This is a genomic window from Streptomyces sp. NPDC001549, assembly GCF_042894025.1.
GTDB classification, from domain to species: domain Bacteria; phylum Actinomycetota; class Actinomycetes; order Streptomycetales; family Streptomycetaceae; genus Streptomyces; species Streptomyces kutzneri.
Map to the genome: position 1 here is coordinate 112340 of NZ_JBIAVJ010000018.1, position 13519 is coordinate 125858.

Consider the following 13519-nt stretch of genomic DNA (forward strand, 5'->3'; position numbering starts at 1 on the left):
ACACCAGTCCGGAAAGCGCCCATTCCGCACATCCTTGTGGGCACGCGGCCAATGCGGCAGCGGACAAGGAGAGTTCGGTGGACAAGCACGAAGGTCGTGATACCGGAACGATCCGGCTCGACGACCCCTGGTACGACGCGCTGGCCGTCGGATGGGGCGAGGGCGAGGAAACGTCCCAGCCGGTCCCGGTCCCCGGTGGCGGGCGCCCCGCGCCCAGCGCATCCGACATCTACCTCGAAGTGCAGCGCAGCGCCGCCTTCCAGGAGGTTCGCACCCGCTACCGCAGGTTCGTCGTCCCCGCCACCGCCGGGTTCTTCCTCTGGTACGTCGCCTACGTGGTCGCCGCCACCGCCGCGCCCGGCCTGATGGCCCGGCCCGTGGTGGGCGCGGTCAACGTGGCCATGCTGGCGGGGCTCGGCCAGTTCCTCAGCACCTTCCTGCTGACCTGGGCGTACGCCCGGCACGCACGGCTGCGCCGGGACCGGGCCGCGCTCGATCTGCGCTGGACCGTCTTCGAGCAGGAACGCGGCCAGGAGCGGACCCGGGCGAGGAGGGCCGGCCGGTGACCACCGAGCACCAGACCCTCGCGCTGATCCTGTTCAGCGTCTTCATCGCGGTGACCCTCGGCATCACCACCTGGGTCAGCCGGAACCGGCACGGGTCGGCCGAGGAGTTCTACGCGGGCGGGCGATTGTTCTCCCCGATGGAGAACGGTTTCGCCATCGCGGGCGACTACATGTCCGCGGCCTCGTTCCTCGGCATCTCCGGCCTGATCGCCCTCTTCGGCTACGACGGGCTGCTGTATTCGGTGGGCTTCCTCGTCGCCTGGCTCGTGGTGCTGTTCCTCGTCGCCGAACTGGTCCGCAACTGCGGGCGCTTCACCCTCGCCGACGTGGTCGCCGCCCGGATGAGCGAACGTCCCGTGCGGATCGCGGCCGGCACCTCCTCGGTCGTCGTCTCCGTCCTCTACCTGATCGCGCAGATGGTCGGCGCGGGCAGTCTGGTCGGCCTGCTGCTCGGGAGTTCGGGCCCCGCCGCCCGGACCCTCGCCGTGGTGGGGGTCGGGGCGTTGATGGTGGTCTACGTCTCCTTCGGCGGGATGCGGGCCACCACCTGGATCCAGATCGTGAAGGCCGTGCTGCTGATGGGCGGCGCGATCACCCTGACCGTGCTCGTGCTGCTGCGCTTCCACGGGAACTTCGACCAGTTGCTCACCAGCGCCGCCGACCGCAGCGGGCACGGCCGGGCCTTCCTGAGTCCCGGCCTCAAGTACGGCGGGGACTGGACCGCCCGCGTCGACTTCATGAGCCTCGGTCTCGCGCTGGTCCTCGGGACCGCCGGGCTGCCGCACATCCTGTCGCGGTTCTACACCGTGCCCACCGCGCGGTCGGCCCGCCGCTCGGTGGTGTGGGCGATCGCGCTGATCGGCGGGTTCTACCTGATGACCATCGTGCTCGGCTTCGGGGCGGCCGCGCTGGTGGGACCGGACGAGGTACGGGCCTCCAACGCCTCCGGGAACACGGCCGTTCCGCTGCTGGCGGCCTTCCTCGGCGGGGGCGCCGGCTCCACCGGGGGCGCGGTGCTGTTCGCCTTCGTCGCCGCCATCGCCTTCGCCACCATCCTGGCCGTGGTCGCCGGCATCACCCTGGCCTCCTCGGCCTCAGTGGCACACGACCTGTACGCCTCGCTCAAGCGCCGGCACGCCCGGCAGCGCAGCGAGGTCGCGGTGGCCCGGGTCGCGGCCGTCGGCATCGGGGCGGTCGCGATCGCCCTCGGGCTGCTCGCCCAGGACCTCAACGTGGCGTTCCTGGTGGGGCTGGCCTTCGCGGTGGCGGCTTCGGCCAATCTGCCGGTGCTGCTGTACTCGCTCTTCTGGCGCGGCTTCACCACGCGCGGAGCCGTCTGGTCGGTGTACGGCGGCCTGATTCCGGCGGTGCTGCTGGTGCTGGTCTCGCCGGTGGTGTCGGGCAGTGCCGAATCCCTCTTCCCCGGAGTGGACTTCCAGTACTTCCCGCTCCAGAACCCGGGGATCGTCTCGATCCCGCTGGGCTTCCTGGCGGGCTGGCTGGGCACGGTCACCTCGGGCGAGGAGGCGGACGAGGCGAAGCACGCGGAGACGGAGGTCCGCTCCCTGACCGGAGCCGGAGCTGTCTGAGCGTTCTGAGCGTTCTGAGCGGTGGAGCGGCAGCGCGGCGGCCGGTCGGCCGGGGCGGTTGGCCGGGGCGGTTGGCCGGCCGGGCGCCGTCAGGCCGGCCCCTCCGACGGGAGCCAGGTGTAGCGGTGCTCCGGGCGGCCGGTCTCGCCGTAGCGCAGGGCGAGGCTGACCCGGGCGGTGCGTTCGAGGAGCTTGACGTAGCGCTGGGCGGTCTGCCGGCTGATGCCCGCGCGGTCGGCGATCTGCTGGGTTGACAAGGGGCCTTCGGCGGACCGCAGCACCTGGCGGACGAGCTCCGCGGTGCTGGCGGAGTGGCCCTTGGGGAGCTCGTTCGGGGATCCCGCGGCGGCGAGGGCGCCGAAGATCCGGTCCACCTCGGCCTGTTCGGCCTCACCGCCCGTGTCCAGGGTGCGGCGCAGGGCCCCGTACGCCTCCAGCCGGCTGCGCAGCCCGCCGAAGGTGAAGGGTTTGACCAGGTACTGCAAGGCGCCGAGGCGCATGGCGGCCTGCACGGTGGCGAGGTCGCGGGCGGCGGTGACCATGATCACATCGGTGCGGTGGCCGAGCTGGCGCAGGCGCCGGACGAGGTCCAGGCCGTTCTCGTCGGGGAGGTAGTGGTCCAGGAGGACGAGGTCCACCGGATGTGAGGTGAGGAACTCCAGGGCCTCGGCGGCCGAATGGGCCTGCGCCGTCACCAGGAATCCGGGAACCTTCGTCACGTACGCCGCGTTGATACGGGCAACACGCATGTCGTCGTCGACGACCAATACGTGGATCGGGGTCTCGTTCACCGCAGGGCCTCCGGGAGTACGACGGAGAATTCCGCCCCTCCGTCCGCTGCTTCACCGGCCCGGGCGCTGCCGCCCTGCCGCTCCGCGAGGCGGCGTACGAGGGCGAGGCCCAGCCCGCGCTCGCGGTGGGCCTTGGGCTGCTTGGTCGACCAGCCCTCCGTGAAGATCTCCTCACGGCGCGCGGCGGGCACCCCGGGGCCGCTGTCGCGCACCCGCAGCACGGCGGTGCGGCCCTCTGCGCGCAGCTCCACCTCGACCAGCGGCGCCGCTGAACCCGCGGCGGCGTCCAGGGCGTTGTCCACGAGGTTGCCGAGGATCGTGACGAGGCCGCCCGGGTCCACCAGGCGGTCGGGGAGGAGGGTGGAGCCGGCCAGACGCAGGGGGACGCCGCGCTCGGCGGCGACGGTCGCCTTGCCCACCAGCAGGGCGGCCAGAAGCGGGTCCTGGACCTTCTCGGTGACCTGTTCGGCCGTCGTGCGGTGCACGCCGGCGACCTCGGTCACGAACTCCACCGCCTCCTCGTGCAGGCCCAGCTCCAGCAGGCCGAGGAGGGTGTGGAGGCGGTTGGCGTGCTCGTGGTCCTGGGCGCGCAGGGCGTCGATCAGGCCCCGGGTGGAGTCGAGCTCGCGGCCCAGGTGCTCCAGCTCGGTGCGGTCGCGCAGGGTGGCGACGGCGCCGCCGTCCTCGGTGGGCATGCGGTTGGCCACCAGCACCCGGGGCCCCTGGACGGTGAGCAGGTCCCGGCCGGTGACACGGCCCGACAGGACGTCCGCGGTGCGGCCCGCACCCAGTACGTCCTCCAGCGGGCGCCCCGCGCAGCCGTCGGTGGCGTCCGGGGCGAGGCCCAGCAGGCGGGCGGCCTCGTCGTTGACCAGCCGGATCCTGCCGTCGGGGGCCAGGGCGATCACGCCCTCGCGGATGGAGTGCAGCATGGCCTCGCGCTCGGCGAGCAGGCCGGCGATGTCGGAGAAGGCCAGATCGCGGGTCTGCCGCTGGATCCGGCGGGAGAGCAGGTAGGCGGCGAGGGCACCAGCCGCCAGGGCGCCGCCCGCGTAGGCGAGCAGACCGGGGATCGCGCCGAGCAGCCGGTCACGGACGCTGTCGTAGGCGATGCCGACCGAGACGGCGCCGATGATCTCGCCGTCGGCCGCGAGGAGCGGGACCTTGCCACGGGCGGAGCGGCCCAGGGTGCCCTCGTCGATCTCCATGACCTCGCGCCCCGCAAGGGCATCGCTCGGGTCGGTGGAGACGGGCAGCCCGATCCGGTCGGCGCTAGGGTGCGAGCGGCGGATGCCGTCCAGGTCGAGCACGACCACGTACTCGGCTCCGGTGGCCCGGCGGATCCGCTCGGCCGAGGACTGCACGGGGCTGTCGGCCGAGGCCCCGGAGTCCAGGACCCCGGCGGCCAGCGCGGGGTCGGCCGCGGCGCTCTGTGCGATGGCCAGGGCGCGCCGCATGGCCTGGTCGTCGAGCTGGGCGCTCAGCGGCGCCAGGAACAGTCCGGTGGCCAGCACGGCGACCCCGGCGGCGATGGCCAGCTGGGTCAGCAGGATCTGGGAGACGGCCCGTCTGGGCAGCCCGAGGCGCCGAGCGCTCATGAGGGGGAACCGCATGGGCAGCAACGGTAGGTCGGCACCGGCACAAGCGGAATGCTTACGCCCGGCTTGTCGGGTACCCCACTCCCGTCATGCCCGGACCGTGTTCCACACCTCACTGCGGGTGAAGCAGGTGTCGTAGAGCTCCTGGACGTCCAGCAGGGACTCCGGCGGCACCTTCCCGTAGGCGATCCGTTCCAGGTGGCGGAAGTACTCGAACCGTTCGATGCCCGGCGTGATGACGATGAGGATGTCGGCGTTCTCACCGGGCGCGGCGGCGAATGCGTGATCGAGACCGGGCGGCACGATGACGAGGTCGCCGCGTTCCGCGGTCACCACCTGCTCGCCCGACAGGAGCTGCGCGGTGCCGTCGAGCAGGTAGAAGAGCTCGGCGGACCGGGAATGGTGGTGGGGCGCGGCCCCGTCGGCACCGTCCAGCAGGCTCACCCGCTGTGCCGACAGGGCGCCGCCGGTGGAACCGCTGTCGGCGAGGAGCCTGATGGTGGTCGGGGCGGCACCGATCGTCTCGGCCTCGGCCGAGCGCACGATCACCGATTCGTCGAAGGAAGGCACGATCAGGGACATGTCGTCTTCTCCTGGGGGATGGGGGATGGGAGCCGGTGAGCGCGGGCGGGCGGATGGTCAGGCCCGGGCCGGCTCGGTGGCGGCGCGGGCGGCAGCGGCCGGCCGCTCGCGCAGCAGGAGGCCCGCGGTCAGGGCGACGGCGAGGGCCGTGGCCCCGTGGACCCCGTAGGCCTGCCCCGCGGGTCCGTCGTTGGCGAGGACGATCACCATGTCGCCGGCGGGGACGAAGGTGATCGCCGCCATCGCCCAGCCGAGCGCCCGGCGCTGCCCCGTGAGCAGGAGCGCGAGGACGACCAGACCGGTCGCGACATCGCGTACGCCCTTGACGGCCAGGAAGGCGGCGCCGTCGTGCCGCGGCCAGGTCGGCAGCCCGAAGCCGGCGGCGGTGGCCTGCGGTGCGAACAGGTAGCTGAGCCCGACGTACAGGATGAACGCGCCGCCGGTGGCGGCCAGGGCGGTGGTGAGGCGCTTGAGGGACATGGGAGTCCTCCCGAAGGGGGGTGAGAGGGCAGGCGGAGGGGAGGGGGATCAGCGCGGGGCTGCGGCGCGGCGGACGGTGCGCATCCGGCGGACGTAGGCGGGACGCCCGACGGTGTGCCACAGCAGGCGCCCGGCGAGGGGCAGCGCGGCGAGCACCGCCGCGCGCTCGGCCCGGTCGGCGTCCTCCAGGACCATCCCGAGGAAGAACAGCAGCTTGGGCTTGGGCGTGCCGGCCGGGAAGTGCTCGCCCAGCCGGTCCCACTCGTGCGCGGACAGGTGGCGGGCGGCGAGCGGCAGGAGCGATTCCTCCTCGTCGTCCAGGTGCTCCAGCAGCACGGTCCGGTGCTCGGCGAGGACCGACACGAGCGTGTCGCGATCCGCCTCCCCGGCCCGGCTCTCCCAAGCGGGCAGGGCCTCCCCGGCGGCCGCGAGACTCGCAGCCACCCGCTCGTGCTGGGCCTCCATGCGCAGTACGAGATCGGCTTCGAGGTCGACCCGGGCCATCAGCGGCGGCCACAGGTACGCGTCCTCGCCGTGGTGGTGGCCTGTCAGGCCGAGCCGGTAGTCGCGGAAGTGGTCCCCGAGGACCTGTGCCCGCGCCGTGTCGCCGGGGGCCACCGCGGCGATCAGCTCGACCAGCAGGCGCGCCTCGCGGCGCAGGCCGCGGTGGATGACCACCATCTCGTGGGTGTTCGGCCGTGCCGTGCTCCGGTCCGATCGCGGAGCTCGTGCCGTCCGTGGCTGCGTCGTCTTCATGGAAAGAGACTCGACGCCGGTACATGGAGGGTTCTTGGAAGGTACTTGGAAGGTTCCGTGACGTCATTCGGCCTTGTGCGGGCCGGAGTTGACCGAGGCGGCGTAGGTTGGCGGAGTCATGGTCCACATCCGCGTACTCGGCTCCTTCGCGGCCGAGCGGGACGGCGAGGCGATCCCGCTCGGCGGCCACCGCCAGCGCTCCGTACTGGCCCTGCTCGTATCGGCGCGCGGCCGGGTCGTGTCCGTCGACCGGATGATCGAGGAACTCTGGCAGGCGGCACCGCCCGCCCGGGCCGTTGCCTCGCTCCAGGCCTACGTCTCCAACCTGCGCCGCCTCCTCGAACCGGGCCGGGCCCCGCGCACCCCCGCCCGGCTGCTGGTGAGCGCGCCGCCCGGGTACGCCCTGCGGCTTCCCGAGGACGCCGTCGACGCCTGGCGCTTCGAGCGGCTGCTCGGCCGGGCCCGCGAAGCCCTGCCCAACGAGCCGGACACCGCCGGAGCCCTGCTCCGCGAGGCGCTCGCGCTGTGGCAGGGGCCGGCGTACGCGGAGACGGCCGACGAGCCGTGGACCCACGCCGAGATCATGCGGCTCGGCGAGCTGCGGCTGGCCGCCCGCGAACTCGGCATCGCCGCCGGGCTGCGGGGCGGCGCCGACATCGCAGGGGCGGTCGCCGAGGCCGCGTCACTGACCCGGGACGAGCCGCTGCGGGAGGAGGCCTGGCGGCTGCACGCCCTCGCGCTGTGGGCGGCCGGCCGGCAGGCCGACGCGCTCTCGGCACTGCGCCGGGCCAGGACGGTACTCGCCGACGAGGTGGGACTGGATCCCGGTGCCGCCCTGGTCGAGCTGGAGAAGGCGGTCCTGGCCCAGGACGACCGGGTGCTGCGCGAGGCCACGCGGCCACCGGAGCCCGTGGTGCCCGCGCCGCCCGAGCGGCCTGCGGCGCCCGAGCCGTCCGTGGCGCCGGGCCCAGCGGCACGACTGGTGCAGCCCGCCGCGCCGGCCGCCACCGGGGCCGAGCCGTTCGTCGGGCGCGAGGAGGAACTGGAGCGGCTGACAGCGGCGGCGCACCGGGCCCGCGCGGCCGGCCCCGGCGTCGCGCTGGTCACCGGCGAGGCCGGGCTGGGCAAGACGGCGCTGCTGCACGCCCTGGGCGACCGGCTCCGCGCCGAGGGCTGGCTCGTCGCCTTCGGGCGCACCACCGACGCCGAGGGCGCCCCACCCGCCTGGGCCTGGGTCGAAGCACTGCGCGCCGTCGCGGCGGCCGCCCCGCCCGAGCCCGCGGCGGCTTCCGCGCTGGCGCCCCTCCTGGCCGAGGGCGCTCCCGCCACCGGCCGTGCGGCCGTCGGCGAGGATGTCGCCGCCGGGCGGTTCCGGCTGCACCGCGCCGTCGGCCGGTGGCTGGCGGAGGCCGCGCGCGGGCGGCCCGTCGCCGTCGTCCTGGACGACCTGCACTGGGCCGACGCCGAGACGCTGGCCCTGCTGTCGGGTGCGGCGGAACTCCCCCCGGGCACCGCGCTGCTCGTCGTGGGCGCGTACCGGCCGGAGGACACGGAGGGCCGGCTCGGCGACACCCTGGCCGGACTGGCACGGCGTTCACCGGCCCGGATCGCGCTGCGCGGCCTCACCGAGGAGGCCGTGGCCGAGGTGGTCCGTGCCGTGGGCGGCCCACAGGTCGACGCGGAGGTCATGACCGCGCTGGCCGAACGTACGGGAGGGAACCCCTTCTACGTCCGGGAGAGCGCCAGGCTGCTGGGCAGCGAGGGCTCGCTCGTGGCACTGTCCGAGGTGCCCGAGGGCGTACGGGACGTGCTGCGCCGCCGGCTCGGACGCCTCCCCGAGGCGGTGGTGGCCGTACTGCGCCTGGCCGCGGTGGCCGGACGGGAGTCCGGCGTCGAGGTCCTGATCGGGGCGGCGGACACCGGCGAGGACGGCGTACTGGGCGCGCTGGAGGCCGGTCTGCTCGCCGGGCTGCTGGTCGAACCCGAGCCCGGGCGGGTCCGGTTCGCCCACGCACTGGTACGCGACACCCTGCTGGCGGACCTCAGCCGGCTGCGCTCCTCGCGGATGCACGGCCGGATCGCGGCCTGCCTGGAGCGGCTCGCTCCGGACGACGTCTCCGCGCTGGCCCACCACCACGTACGCGCGGCTTCCTCGGCGACGGCGGCGAAGGCGGTCGGGTACTGCCTGCGGGCCGCAGCGCTCGCCGAGAGCCGTTTCGCCCACGACGCGGCCGCCGCACTGCTCGCCGAGGCGGTGGAGTGCTTCGAGCGGATTCCCGCCGCATCCGGCGGCGACCGGGACGCCGAGCGCGCCGAGCTGCTGGGCCGGCTGGTACGGGCCCAGGTGCGGGCGGGGGCGGTCATGGCGGCCCGCACGACCCGGCGTACCGCGATCGACCGTGCGGTCGGCGCCGGCCGGGACGACCTCCTGATCGCGGCGTTCACGGCATGGACCGAGCCGACCCCGTGGCAGACGCGGCCCTATGGCGTGGTCGACGGACCGGTGGTGGAGCTGCTGGAGCGCCTGCTGGCGCGGCCCGGTCACGAACCCGCCGTACGGTGCGGGCTGCTGGGCGCGTACGCCGCCGAGCTGTCCGACGCCAAGGTGGCGGGCGTACGGGCGGCGGCGCGCGAGGCGCTCGCCCTCGCGGAGGGCACCGGTGACCCCGTGCTGCGGGCGGGGGCGCTCGCAGCGCTGGTCAAGGAACTCGACGCCGACCTGGAATGGCCCGAACGCGCCGCGCTGGGCGGGGAACTCGAACGGATCGGCGCCGCGCACGAGCTGCCGGGCCACCAGTGGTACGGGATGTTCATCCGCTCCACGGCGCTGGCCGCCGAGGGCGATGTGGCCGGTGCCCGTCGGCTCGCGGAACGGTGGACACGGTTCGCGCAGACCTACCGGATGTCCGGGCCAGTCGCTGTCGGCGAGACCGTCGAGGCGACCTGGGCCCATGTCGAGGGGCGGTTCGAGGAGGCGGAGCACCTCTACCGGCAGGCGGCCGCGCGGATGGCCCGGCAGGGATCCCCCCACGCGAACGGGATCCTGGCGGTCGCGATCGCGACGCTGAGGGTGAGCCAGGGGCGGCTCGCGGAGTCGCTGCCGCGGCTGCGGCGGGTGTACGCGGCCTTCGGCCCGCCGGCCGGGGACCTGCTCGCGGTCGCGCTGGCCGCCGCGGGCGAGGAGCGGGAGGCACGCGAGGTCCTCGACCGGGCGGGGCCGCTGCGGACGGACTACTTCTTCAAGGTCTTCGCGACCTTCCGGGCGATGACCCTGGTCATGCTCGGGGAGCGGGCGGGCGCCGAGGAGCTGTACGCGGCCCTGCTGCCGTACCGCGGTGCCCCGCCGCCCTCGTCCGGGTTCACCGTGGCGGTCCGCCCGGTCGCCCGCACCCTGGGCGACCTGGCCGTGCTGCTGGGCCGCGAGGACAAGGCCGCCGGCCACTTCGCGCGCGCGACGGCCATCGCCGAGCGGTGGCACAGCCCGTGGGGGGCCGCCTGAGGTCCGGGGCCGGAGCCCGGGCGGGCCCGAGCCGTCACGGCATCGGCTGGGGCGGGCGGGGGCCGTGGTACTGCCCGCTCGGCCGCATCCGCAGCGGCCGCTCCTGGTACTCCTCCAGGGCGTGCGCGATCCAGCCCGCCGTACGGGCCACCGCGAAGACCGTCTCCCCGGCCTCAGGCGGCATCCCGCACGACACCGTCAGCACGGCCAGCGCCAGGTCGACATTGGCGTGCAGCCCGCCCTGCCGGGCCATCACCGTGGCCACCTCGCGCGCCGCGCCCAGCGCCGGACCGGCCTGCTCCAGCCCTTCCAGCCGGGCGAAGAGCGCTCGCGCGCGCGGGTCCTCGCCCCGGTACAGCCGGTGGCCGAGCCCGGGGACCCGGCGTCCCGCCCGCAGGTACTCAGCCACCACCGGCGCGGCACCGCCCTGTTCCAGCACCTCCACCAGCATCCGGTGCGCGAGGCGTCCGGCCGCGCCGTGCAGCGGGCCCTCCAGGGCGCCGAGCCCGGCGGACACCGCCGCGTACGGATGGGCGCGCGCGGAGGCGGCCACCCGTACGGCCAGGGTCGAGGCGGCCAGGTCGTGGTCGACCAGCAGGGCCAGCGCGAGGTCCAGCACGGCCAGCGCGTCCGGGTCCGGCTCCCGCGCCGTCAGCCGCGACCACAACTGCCGGGCGATCCGGCCGTCCCCGGCCCACCGGGCCGGGCCCGCCGCGGGCAGCGCGCCGACCAGCGTGGGGATCAGGGCGCGCGCGGAGCCGAGCACCGCCTCCTCGGACAGGTCGAAGCGCAGCGGATCCGCCACCGCGGCGGCGGCGACCGCCACCCGCAACCGGTCGATGGGGCCGCCGTGTTCCGGCAGCGCGGCCACCGCCCGCCGGGCCGCCTCCAGGGCTTGCGGGGGCGCGGTGAACCGGGCCCCGGGCGTGAGGGTACCCGTCCAGAGCCACTCGGCGACCTCCTCGTAGCGGTACCGGGAAGCCAGCTCCACGGCGTCCACGCCGCGGAAGCAGTACCGGTCGGGCTCGATGAGGGTGAGCGCCGTACGGACGGAGAGTTCCCCGGTGGGGGCCGCCGCCTCGCGCCGGCTCCGCCGGGCCAGCGCCTCCACCTCGGCGGCGTCGAAGCTGCTGCCCCGCCCGGCGGGATCGCGGCGGCTGGTGAGCTGGCCCCGGCTGACGTACGCGTACACCGTCGCCGGTTTCACCCCGAGTGCGCGGGCCGCCTCCTGCGTGCTGAGCCTGCGGCCGCTGTCCGTCTGGTCGCTCATGACGAACACCCTACAGATGGACAGTATTGTTGATTCAATCAATATTGACAGCGATTGAATCCATCATGGATGGTCGATCCATGAACACCACCTTGGAAGTACCCCGCGGCCTCGCGGGAGTCGTGGTCACCGAAACCGGGCTGGGCGACGTCCGGGGCCGGGAGGGCTTCTACCACTACCGCCAGTACTCGGCCGTCGAGCTCGCCGCCACCCGCAGCTTCGAAGACGTGTGGCATCTGATGTTCCGCGGCACGCTCCCGGCCGACGCCGCCGGGCGCGCCGCGTTCGCGGCCGAGATCGCACCCCTGCGCCGACTGCCCGGGGAGGTCCGGGACGCCCTGCCGGCCCTGGCCCGGGCCACCCGGCTCTCCGGCCCCCTGGCCGGGCTGCGCACCGCGCTCTCGCTGCTCGGCGCCTGTGCCGGCTTCCGCCCGGTCTACGACCTCGACCCCGGCCGCCGGGCCGCCGACGCGCTGGCCGCCTGCGCCGCCGTACCGACCCTGCTGACCGCCCTGCACCGGCTGGGGCAGGGCCTGGAGCCGGTGGAGCCGCGCGAGGACCTCCCGTACGCCGCCAACTACCTCTACATGCTGACCGGCCGGGAACCCGACCCGGTCCGGGCCCGCGCGGTCGAGCGGTACCTGATATCCACCGTCGACCACGGCTTCAACGCCTCGACGTTCACCGCCCGGGTGATCGCCTCCACCGGCGCCGATGTCGCCGCCTGCCTGACCGGGGCGATCGGTGCGCTCTCCGGCCCCCTGCACGGCGGCGCGCCCAGCCGGGCCCTGGACACCCTCGACGCCATCGGGACCGTGGACCGGATCGGGCCGTGGATCCGCGAGCGGGTCCTGGCGGGCGACCGGATCATGGGCTTCGGCCATCCCGTCTACCGCACCGAGGACCCCCGTTCCCGCATGCTGCGCGAGATCGCCCTCCAGTTCGGCGGTCCCCTCGTGGACTTCGCCGTCGAGGTCGAGCGCCAGGTCGAGGAGATCCTCGCCGAACTGAAGCCCGGCCGGGAACTGCACACCAACGTGGAGTTCTACGCGGGCGTGGTCATGGAACTCTGCGGGCTCCCGCGCGAGATGTTCACACCGACGTTCTGCGCGGCCCGTGTGGTCGGCTGGAGCGCGAACATCCTCGAACAGGCCACCGACTCGAAGATCATCCGTCCGGCCGCCCGGTACACCGGCCCCACCCCGCCCCACCCGGTGCCGACCCTGCACTGACGGAGCCTCGCTACGATCGACCGGGTGAACAGCAGGCAGCCCATCCCCGTCGTCGTCCTCGCCGGTTTCCTCGGATCCGGCAAGACCACCGTGCTGAACCACCTCCTCGCCAGTCGCGGGGGCACCCGCATCGGGGTCGTCGTCAACGACTTCGGATCGATCGAGGTCGACGCGATGTCGGTGGCCGGACAGGTCGGGGACTCCATGGTCTCCCTCGGCGGCGGCTGCCTGTGCTGCGCCGTCGACGGCAGCGAACTCGACGCGTACCTGGAGAAGCTCTCCGCCCCCGTCCACCGGATCGACGTGATCGTCATCGAGGCGAGCGGACTGGCCGAGCCCCAGGAGATGATCCGGATGCTCATGGCCAGCGAGAACCCGGCCATCCGGTACGGCGGCATGGTGGAGGTCGTGGACGCCGCCGAATTCGACGCCACCCGGACCAGACACCCGGAGACCGACCGCCACCTCGCCGTCGCGGACCTCGTGGTCCTCAACAAGACCGACCGGGTGGACGAGGCCGAGCGGGCCCGGATCGAGGAGGAGCTCGCCGTACTCTGCGCCCCGGGCACCCCGGTCATGGCCACCGACCACGGGCGGATCGACCCGGAACTGCTCTTCGACCGCAGGCCCTGGACCGAGACCCGCGGGCAGCTCTCCTTCGAGGACCTCCTCGCGGAGGCCGGCGGCCACGACCACGGCCACGACCGCTGCGGTCACGCGCACGCCGCGTACGAGAGCACGGAGTTCACCTCCGAGCAGGCCCTGTCCCCCCGCCGGTTCATCGACTTCCTCGACCGGCGTCCGGCCGGGCTCTACCGGATCAAGGGCTTCGTCCACTTCGGCGTACCCGGGCACGAGGAGCGCTACGAGGTCCACGCGGTCGGCCGCTTCCTCCGCTTCGCCCCGGGACCCTGGGGGCGGGGCGAAGCGCGCGTCAGCCGGCTCGTCCTGATCGGCTCCGGCACCGACGGGCCGGGTCTGCTGCGCGAGCTGGAGGCCTGCCGCGAACCGGCCCCGCACGAGGCGCCCCCCGAGAGCATGTGGGGCGTACTGCGGTACGTGGCCCGGCCCGCGGAGCCCGGGGCGCAGGCCGAGTCCGGGATCGAGCCGAACGAGGACTGAGGGAGCCGACTCCCTGACGTCGGGCCGGGGTGGG

General features: G+C 74.4%; 11 protein-coding genes. 5 read left to right on the forward strand and 6 right to left on the reverse strand.

Annotated features, from left to right (window positions below):
* Nucleotides 1-77 precede the first annotated feature (77 nt).
* Both ACFY04_RS26875 and ACFY04_RS26880 read left to right on the forward strand, forming a co-directional pair.
* The gene (locus ACFY04_RS26875; RefSeq protein ID WP_389120360.1) at nt 78-566 is read left to right on the forward strand and encodes a DUF485 domain-containing protein; all 489 of its coding nucleotides are present in this window, start codon (nt 78-80) and stop codon (nt 564-566) included.
* Nucleotides 563-2155 carry a cation acetate symporter gene (locus tag ACFY04_RS26880; RefSeq protein ID WP_373038570.1) on the forward strand — a complete coding sequence of 531 codons (1593 nt, stop codon included), beginning with the start codon at nt 563-565 and terminating at the stop codon, nt 2153-2155. Before ACFY04_RS26875 ends, ACFY04_RS26880 begins: the two co-directional genes overlap by 4 nt.
* A gap of 89 nt (nt 2156-2244) precedes the next feature.
* On the opposite strand, the gene ACFY04_RS26885 is transcribed toward ACFY04_RS26880, so the two are convergent.
* The 5 genes from ACFY04_RS26885 to ACFY04_RS26905 form a co-directional block, all read right to left on the reverse strand.
* Nucleotides 2245-2904, reverse strand: a complete 660-nt coding sequence (locus tag ACFY04_RS26885) for a response regulator (protein ID WP_389120525.1) — start codon at nt 2902-2904, stop codon at nt 2245-2247.
* Nucleotides 2905-2942: 38 nt separating this feature from the next.
* A complete protein-coding gene (locus ACFY04_RS26890) occupies nt 2943-4559 on the reverse strand; it encodes an ATP-binding protein (protein ID WP_389120363.1) in 1617 nt (538 codons plus the stop codon).
* A gap of 72 nt (nt 4560-4631) precedes the next feature.
* Nucleotides 4632-5126, reverse strand: a complete 495-nt coding sequence (locus ACFY04_RS26895) for a cupin domain-containing protein (RefSeq protein ID WP_389120366.1) — start codon at nt 5124-5126, stop codon at nt 4632-4634.
* Between the two features lie 57 nt (nt 5127-5183).
* Entirely contained in the window at nt 5184-5606 is a 423-nt protein-coding gene (locus ACFY04_RS26900; RefSeq protein WP_389120368.1) for a DUF4267 domain-containing protein, read from the reverse strand.
* A 48-nt stretch (nt 5607-5654) separates the two neighbouring features.
* The gene (locus tag ACFY04_RS26905) at nt 5655-6287 is read right to left on the reverse strand and encodes a hemerythrin domain-containing protein (RefSeq protein ID WP_389120369.1); all 633 of its coding nucleotides are present in this window, start codon (nt 6285-6287) and stop codon (nt 5655-5657) included.
* A gap of 193 nt (nt 6288-6480) precedes the next feature.
* On the opposite strand from ACFY04_RS26905, the gene ACFY04_RS26910 reads away from it, so the two are divergent.
* Complete coding sequence (locus tag ACFY04_RS26910; RefSeq protein WP_389120371.1) at nt 6481-9861, forward strand: BTAD domain-containing putative transcriptional regulator; 3381 nt, start codon at nt 6481-6483, stop codon at nt 9859-9861.
* A 34-nt stretch (nt 9862-9895) separates the two neighbouring features.
* On the opposite strand, the gene ACFY04_RS26915 is transcribed toward ACFY04_RS26910, so the two are convergent.
* Entirely contained in the window at nt 9896-11131 is a 1236-nt protein-coding gene (locus ACFY04_RS26915; RefSeq protein WP_389120374.1) for a citrate/2-methylcitrate synthase, read from the reverse strand.
* An 80-nt stretch (nt 11132-11211) separates the two neighbouring features.
* Between ACFY04_RS26915 and ACFY04_RS26920 the strand changes: the two genes are divergently transcribed.
* Nucleotides 11212-12363: a citrate synthase gene (locus ACFY04_RS26920; protein ID WP_314248671.1), complete on the forward strand. Its 1152-nt coding sequence runs from the start codon at nt 11212-11214 to the stop codon at nt 12361-12363.
* 24 nt (nt 12364-12387) lie between these two features.
* A complete protein-coding gene (locus tag ACFY04_RS26925) occupies nt 12388-13485 on the forward strand; it encodes a CobW family GTP-binding protein (protein WP_389120375.1) in 1098 nt (365 codons plus the stop codon).
* Nucleotides 13486-13519: the final 34 nt, after the last annotated feature.